Source organism: Stenotrophomonas sp. YJH_SMC_48-3 (assembly GCF_059369375.1).
This window is the reverse complement of record NZ_JCAFSQ010000015.1, coordinates 77,578-84,791: the sequence shown is the minus strand read 5'-3', so window position 1 is coordinate 84,791 and position 7,214 is coordinate 77,578. Positions and strand designations below refer to the sequence as shown.

The window sequence follows — 7,214 nt, the reverse complement described above, 5'->3', positions numbered from 1 at the left end:
TATCGACGTTAAGGTGCGGGATGGGGATCGCTCGGCTCGTCTGTCGGCTGCTATCCGCAGATATCATGTTGACGGTCCCTCCACCCTGGCTCCTACATACCGCGTAGGAGCCGGGAGGAACATACAAGCCCATGCTCGGCTACGTTTCAATCAGCGCGGGTACACCAGCAGCACCACCAGATCCTCCTCACCCACCTGCTGCAGCGCATGGTGGCTGCCCTTGCGGGTCAGCAGCGCGTGCCCGGCGTGCACGTCGTACTGCCTGCCATCCAGCACATAACTGCCCTGCCCACTGACGATGTAATAGATCTCGTCCTTGTGCTGCGGATGCAGGCCGATGCCCGCGCCTTTGTGCAGCACACGCTTGCGCAGCACGAACGGCAGCCCTTCGGCATCGGCGAAGAACGGATACGCCGTGGTCGGGCCGGCACCGCCGTGCGGGCCTGCTTGCGTGCGCACAACACTGTCTTCGTGCACCACCTGCGAGGGCAGGGCTGGGTCGCTACCCTGCCCTTCCGCCACCACGTCGCAGTCGATATCCCGCACCAGCGCCGGCTGCAGCGCGGGTAGCAGCGGCACCGCCTCGCGCACTACCAGGCAGGCCACCGCATGTGCGCCGGCCACGCTTAAATGGGTGCCGTCGGCCTTGTTCTGTTCGGGCACGAACAGGAAGTAGGGTCGCGCGCCCTCCTCACCCAGCGCGCGGATCCAGCGCATGCTGCGGTCATTCAGATCAATCAGCGCAATCTGCTCGCGCGCGGCCAACGCCTTCATCGACTGCGTGTAGCGGCCATGCGTATCCAGCAGTGAACCGAAGTCGTACAGCAGCCGCGCCACCGGCGTGACCAGCACCGGCGTGGCGCCCTTTGCGCGGGCCACCTGTACGTAACGCATCAGCAGGCGTGGGTAGTCGCTGTCCGGATCGGTGTAGCGCGTGCGGTCTTCGAACTTCGCATCGTTGTGGCCGAACTGGATCAGCAGCACGTCGCCTTGGCGCAGCTCGGCGGCGATGGCCTCCAGGCGCCCTTCCTCGATGAAACTGCGCGTGCTGCGCCCGCCCTTGGCGTGGTTGTGCACCTCCAAGCGCGCCAGGTCCAGGTAGCTCTGCAGCGCCTGGCCCCAGCCGGCCTGCGGCGCGCGCTCGGGGCCGTATGCGGCCGCAGTGGAGTCACCGGCAATGAAGACCCGCACGGGCGCCGCCTGCGCGGTGGTGCACGACAGCAGCAACAACAAAGGCAACAGGGTGCGCATGTCCGGTCTCCGGTAGTGCCGGCCGCTGCCCGGCAACCTCATGAACGGCGGAAGCATTGCCAGGACGCCGGCCAGCGGCCGGCACCACCGCGGATCACGCGTCAGCGCGCCAGCCAGCCACCATCGACCGGCAGCACGGCGCCGTTGATGTAATCCGACGCCGACGAAGCCAGGAACACCGCCGCACCGGCCAGGTCATCCGGCGTGCCCCAGCGACCGGCCGGGATGCGCTCCAGGATCGCCTTGTTGCGCGCTTCGTCGGCGCGCAGCTGGGCGGTGTTGTCGGTGGCCATGTAGCCCGGGGCGATGGCATTGATGTTGATGCCCTTGCCCGCCCACTCGTTGGCCAGCAGCCGGGTGATGCCGGCGATGCCGCTCTTGCTGGCGGTGTACGACGGCACGCGGATACCGCCCTGGAAGGACAGCATCGAAGCGATGTTGATGATCTTGCCGTGGCCCTGTTCGATGAAGTGGCGGCCGGCGGCCTGCGAAATGAAGAACGCGGACTTGAGATTGACGTTCATCACGTCGTCCCAGTCCTGCTCGCTGAAGTCCACCGCATCGGCGCGGCGGATCAGGCCGGCGTTGTTGACCAGGATGTCCAACCCGCCGAGGCCTTCGATGGTCTCGCGGACCACGCGCGCCACCGGCTCGATGCTGATCAGGTTGGCTTCGATGGCCAGGCAGCGGCGGCCCAGCGCGGTGATCTTTTCGATGGTATCGGTGGGCGGGGCGATGCCGGCCACGGCCACGTCGGCGCCAGCGGCGGCCAGTGCCACGGCGATGCCCTGGCCCAGACCGGTATTGCCACCGGTTACCAGAGCGACCTTGCCTTCCAGGCTGAAGGGATTAGCCATTTCGTATGCGTTCCTTGATAGAGACGAGCGGTGTCGACGGCCGGCACACGGTGCGCGGCGGCCAGGCGGGCTTACTTGAGCTGGCAGATGTCCAGCACGTGCATGTCGGTGTAGTCCAGGTTCTCGCCACCCATCGCCCAGATGAAGGCGTAGTTGCTGGTGCCGGCGCCCATGTGGATCGACCACGGCGGCGACACGACCGCTTCGTTGTTCTGGATCACGATGTGACGCTGCGCGGCCGGCTCGCCCATGAAGTGGTAGACGCGGTCGCTGTCACCCAGGTCGAAGTAGAAGTAGACCTCGCTGCGACGGTCGTGCAGGTGCGGCGGCATGGTGTTCCACACGCTGCCCGGCTTGAGCACGGTCAGGCCCAGCAGCAGCTGCGAGGACTGGCAGGTGGCCGGCACGATGTACTGGTAGATGGTGCGCTCGTTGCTGGTTTCCAGCGCGCCGCGGTCCAGTGCAACGGCGTCCTTGATGGACAGCTGCCTGGTTTCGAAGCGGGCATGGGCCGGGGTCGAGGCCAGATAGAACTGGGCGGGGTTGGCGGCGTCCTGCGAGGCGAACACGACCTCCTTGCTGCCCATGGCCACGTACAGACCGTCCTTCGGACCCAGCGTGTAGCCGGTGCCATCCACGGTGACCGTACCAGTGCCGCTGCCGACGTTGATCACGCCCAGTTCCCGGCGCTCCAGGAACGGGTGGCCTGCGGCCGAAGCGGGTTCGGTCTGGGTCGGCAGCGCAAGCGGTGCGTCCACCGGGGCGGCGCCACCAATCACGAAGCGCTCGTAGTGGGTGTACTTGAGGGTCACCGCACCGGCGTTGAACAGGCCATCGAGCAGGTACAGGTCACGCAGCTGGTCGTTGCTGGCACCGTGGATGGCATCGGGATGGGTGGCGTAATGGGTCTTGCTGTACATGGCGTCTCCAGAGCGGGGGGCGGGCCGACGGGTCGGCCCCGGCGCGGTTCACGGTCGATTCTAGCCAGACAGGAAACCGGTGTCATTTTGCGTCGCACGATGCCGGGATGGCCCGGGCAGGGCGCGGTGGATCGGGTGGATGGGGCAGGGGCGTGTCACGACCAGAGGTCGTGACCTGCAGGATTGATCCTTGGGGATCAATCCTCCGGCGGCTGGCAGGAATCGCGGACGATCAGGTGCGGCCGCACGCTGGCAATGGGCAGCGCGGCCTGGCCTTCGGGCTGGATCAGCATCGCCGCGGCGGTGCGTCCGGTATCGCGCGTGTGCCGGCGCACCGAGGTCAGCGAGGGCCACAGGCGCGAGGCAAGCGGGCTGTCGTCATAGCCGACAATGGATAGCTGGCGCGGAATGTTGATGCCCGCGCGCAGCGCCACCTTGTAGATACCGGCGGCCATTTCATCGTTGCCGGTGAAGATGGCGGTCGGGCGGCGCTTGCCCAGCAGCAGTTTCTCGGCAGCGGCGACACCGGATTCGAAGGTGTAGCCGGCCTCGATGATGCGGTCCTTCGGCAGCTCGATACCGCGTTGCGACAGTGCGTCGATGAAGCCGGCGGTACGTTCATGGGCCGAACGGTAGGCGCTGGGACCGGTCACCAGGGCAATGTCACGGTGGCCGAGCGAGAGCAGGTAGTCGGCGGCTTCGGCCGCACCATCGCGGTCATGGGTAACCACCATCTGCGAGCTTTCGTCCAGCGGCAGCGCTGCCACGCGGGTAAACCGGCAGCCGATCTCATCGAGCATGTCCGCCAGCGCCTGGTCTTCCGAGGCACGCGGCACCAGGATCACGCCGTGCAGCTTCTGCTGCTGCACGAAGCGACGCACGCCTTCGATGTAGCCGGGGCTGCGGCTGTCACAGGGATGCACCACCAGCTCGAAACTGGATCCACGCAATGCATCCAGCGCGCCGTACTGCATGTCCACGATGTACTGCGCGGTGGGGTTGTCGTAGACCATGCCGATCAGGAAGGAGCGGCGGAACGCCAGCCCGCGGGCCAGTGGATCGGGCGTGTAGCCCACTTCACGCATCAACGCTTCCACCTTGTCGCGCGTGTCCTTGCGCACCAGTGGCGAGTTGTTGATGATTCTTGAAACCGTTTTCTTGGATACACCCGACAGTCGCGCGATGTCGTTGATGGTGGCTGCCTTGCCCTTCGCCAATGCCGGCGTAGCGGCATCGTTCTTGTTGCGCACTGACATGTTTTGAACCCGGTAAGTCTGGGGATTCCGGCTCCGCGCTCAGTCCAGCGCGCGGTAGCGGAAGTTGCGGAAGGTTACCGCACCGTCGCCGGCCGCATACAGCGCCGGCTTCAACGCCAGGAACCTGCCCGCGACATTGTGATGGTAACCGGACACTTCCATCTGAACCGGATACTTCTGCCAAGTGTGCCCGTCGGTGCTGGAGTGGAAGGTGACGATGTGGCGGTTGTTGGTCACCCGCAACCACAGCCGGCCGCCGCGGCCCGGGGCCGGTCCGGCAGGGCGCTCCTCGCCGTAGCGATGCATGATGAACGACTCGCCGTTGCTGCCCACGCCCGCGTACAGCCGGTCGCTGTAGAACAGCAGCGCGCCGCCCACTGCACCGGGGGCGATCTCCATCTCCACCTCGAACTGATAGGCCCGGTCGCCGGCGATGGTGGTCAGCGGCGAGGCGTCGCGCGGCGTACTGCCCTTGCCCTGCAGGACAAGGCCGTTGCCACTGAAACCCAGCCGGCGGTACTCATCCTGCGCCGGGTTGAAGAACGCCCACTGCGGGCCAAGCGTGCTGCCGCGGAAATCATCCGACAGCGCCATGCCATGCGGCGACAGCGCCTGTCCGGCCGGCTTGCGCAGTGGCTGACCAAGGTCTCCGCCCGTGGCCCGGAACCAGCCGTCAGCGGTCCATTCGATCGGTTCGAGCAGGGCCTGCCGACCCAGCGTCCAGAAGCCGTTCTCGTACCCGTGGTACATCATCCACCAGCGTCCATCGGTCCCTTCGATCACCGTCGCGTGGCCGCGTGACCACCAGGGCTCGGCCGCCGACTGCGTGCGCGTGATCGGGTTGTTGGGCGCGTTCTCCCATGGTCCGTGGATCGAACGCGAGCGCGCGGTGATCACCATGTGCCCGGTCGGCGGACCGGCGGTGCCGCCCACTGCCGTGGTCATGTAGTACCAGCCGTCGCGGACGTGGATCTTCGGGCCTTCCTGCGCGTAGGCCTCAACGTCCCAGTCCTGCGGGTAGCGCCAGCCGTCATAGACGTGTTTCGGCGTGCCGACCACGCTCAACCCGTCGTCGGCCAGCTGCACGTAATCACCGCCACTGAGGAACAGGTAGCGCTTGCCGTCTTCACCCACTGCATGGCCGGGATCGATGTAGCCACCCAGGCCGATGTCGATCGGCGCGCTCCACGGGCCCTTGATGTCATCGGCCCAGACCACGAAGTTGCTGCGGCGCTCGCCGGTGCGGGCCGGGAAGTAGATGAAGTAGCGCCCCCGATGCTTGACGATGTCCGGCGCCCAGATCGCCCCCACGTTGCGGGTGACCGCATGTCCCAGCGGCTGCCAGTTCACCAGGTCGCGCGAGTGCCAGATCGGGAGGCCGGGGTAGGCGTCGAACGACGACAGCGTGAGGTAGTAATCGTCCCCGTCCTTGAGCACCGAGGGATCCGGATGGTCACCGGCCAGCACCGGATTGAGGAACGTGCCATCGCCCCGGTCCGCCTGGCGCTGGTGTTCCAGCCCCCGCGCCCACTGCGCCGGCGCGCGCGCGGGCTCCGCCGCGGGTGCAGGCCGTGCCGGCAGCAACAGCACAAGCAGAGTGATGGTGGCGGCGATACACAGTGCACGCATGGCAGTCTCCTTGTGGCTCAGCCGCGCAGCGCGGCGGGCAGCCACAACGACAGTGAGGGGAAGAAGGCCACGACCAGCAGCACGGCGAGCGCGGCGAACCAGAACGGCCAGATCGTGCGCATGCTCTGGCCCACGCTGATCTTGCCGATGGCCGTGCCGATGAACAGCACCGAGCCCACCGGGGGCGTGACCAGACCCAGGCCACCGGTGAGCACCAGCACCAGGCCGAAGTGGATCGGATCGATGCCGTAGGCGCGCGCCACCGGCAGGAAGATCGGCGTGCAGATCAGGATCATCGGCGCCAGGTCCATGAAGGTGCCCAGCAGCAGCAGCATCACCACGATCATCAGCAGCACCATGAACTGGCTGTGCGCGAACGACTGCAGGAACTCGACGGCGGCCGCGGGCACCTGCAGGTAGGCCAGCAGCCAGCCAAACACGGCAGCGGTGGCGATCACGAACAGGATCACGCCCGTGCTGCGCGCAGCGTGGATGACGGTGTCGAAGAACTCGCGCCAGCGCAGTTGCCGGTACAGCACGGTGGTCACCAGCAAGGCGTAGACCACGGCGATGGCTGCGCTTTCCACTGCGGTGAAGATGCCGGCACGGATACCGATGAAGATCAGCGCGACCAGGCCCAGGCCGGGCAGGGCGGAGACGATGCGCAGGGCCACGGCGCGCCAGCCGGGAAAGACCTCCACGCCATAGCCGCGGCGGCGCGCCACCGCATAGCCGGTGACCATCAGCGCCAACGTCATCAGCAGCGCGGGGACAATGCCGGCGGCGAACAGATCGGCGATGGACAGGCCCCCACCGGCAGCGGCCGAGAACAGGATCAGGTTGTGCGACGGCGGCACCAGCAGCGCCACCAGCGCGGCGGTGATGCTGACGTTGACGGCGAAATCGCGGTCGTAGCCGCGCTTGACCATCTGCGGGATCATCGTGCCGCCGACCGCCGAAACGTCGGCGATGGCCGAGCCGGACACGCCGCCGAAGAACAGCGAAGACAGGATCGAGACCTGGCCGAGGCCACCGCGCAAGCGCCCCACCAGCGACGAGGCCAGGGCGATCAGGCGCTCGGAGATGCCGCCGCGCATCATGATCTCGCCCGCGAAGATGAACAACGGAATGGCGATCAGCGAGGCCGAGCCGGTACCGGCCGAGATCTGCTGCACCAGCACGATGCTGGGGATATCCAGGTAGAGCAGGGTGGCCAGCGCGGCAGCGGCCAGCGCGTAGGCCACCGGCACGCCGAGCAGCAGCAGCACGGCAAACACGGAGAACAGGATGGTGATACCCAT

6 protein-coding genes are annotated in these 7,214 nt (G+C 66.9%); all 6 read right to left on the bottom strand.

The window, feature by feature from the left end:
* Nucleotides 1-150: 150 nt before the first annotated feature.
* The 6 genes from AC5P65_RS19370 to AC5P65_RS19345 all read right to left on the bottom strand — a co-directional run bounded on the left by AC5P65_RS19370 (nucleotide 151) and on the right by AC5P65_RS19345 (nucleotide 7,214).
* A complete protein-coding gene (locus AC5P65_RS19370; protein ID WP_180832951.1) occupies nucleotides 151-1,251 on the bottom strand; it encodes a GDSL-type esterase/lipase family protein in 1,101 nt (366 codons plus the stop codon).
* A gap of 101 nt (nucleotides 1,252-1,352) precedes the next feature.
* Nucleotides 1,353-2,108 (bottom strand): 2-dehydro-3-deoxy-D-gluconate 5-dehydrogenase KduD, encoded by a 756-nt coding sequence (kduD, locus tag AC5P65_RS19365; RefSeq protein WP_005421125.1) that lies wholly within the window; start codon nucleotides 2,106-2,108, stop codon nucleotides 1,353-1,355.
* A 71-nt stretch (nucleotides 2,109-2,179) separates the two neighbouring features.
* Nucleotides 2,180-3,028: a 5-dehydro-4-deoxy-D-glucuronate isomerase gene (gene kduI, locus AC5P65_RS19360; RefSeq protein ID WP_019337387.1), complete on the bottom strand. Its 849-nt coding sequence runs from the start codon at nucleotides 3,026-3,028 to the stop codon at nucleotides 2,180-2,182.
* A 197-nt stretch (nucleotides 3,029-3,225) separates the two neighbouring features.
* On the bottom strand, nucleotides 3,226-4,284 hold the full coding sequence (locus AC5P65_RS19355; RefSeq protein ID WP_019337388.1) for a LacI family DNA-binding transcriptional regulator: 1,059 nt from the start codon (nucleotides 4,282-4,284) through the stop codon (nucleotides 3,226-3,228).
* 39 nt (nucleotides 4,285-4,323) lie between these two features.
* Nucleotides 4,324-5,913: a family 43 glycosylhydrolase gene (locus AC5P65_RS19350; RefSeq protein ID WP_164145005.1), complete on the bottom strand. Its 1,590-nt coding sequence runs from the start codon at nucleotides 5,911-5,913 to the stop codon at nucleotides 4,324-4,326.
* 17 nt (nucleotides 5,914-5,930) lie between these two features.
* Nucleotides 5,931-7,214, bottom strand: coding sequence for a TRAP transporter large permease (locus AC5P65_RS19345; RefSeq protein ID WP_005421133.1), 1,284 nt, complete (start codon nucleotides 7,212-7,214; stop codon nucleotides 5,931-5,933).

Bases quoted from the DNA above. Each gene is read 5' to 3' on its own strand.
- AC5P65_RS19370 (WP_180832951.1), bottom strand. From the start codon at position 1,251: ATGCGCACCCTGTTGCCTTTGTTGTTGCTGCTGTCGTGCACCACCGCG.
- kduD (WP_005421125.1), bottom strand. From the start codon at position 2,108: ATGGCTAATCCCTTCAGCCTGGAAGGCAAGGTCGCTCTGGTAACCGGT.
- kduI (WP_019337387.1), bottom strand. From the start codon at position 3,028: ATGTACAGCAAGACCCATTACGCCACCCATCCCGATGCCATCCACGGT.
- AC5P65_RS19355 (WP_019337388.1), bottom strand. From the start codon at position 4,284: ATGTCAGTGCGCAACAAGAACGATGCCGCTACGCCGGCATTGGCGAAG.
- AC5P65_RS19350 (WP_164145005.1), bottom strand. From the start codon at position 5,913: ATGCGTGCACTGTGTATCGCCGCCACCATCACTCTGCTTGTGCTGTTG.
- AC5P65_RS19345 (WP_005421133.1), bottom strand. From the start codon at position 7,214: ATGGGTATCACCATCCTGTTCTCCGTGTTTGCCGTGCTGCTGCTGCTC.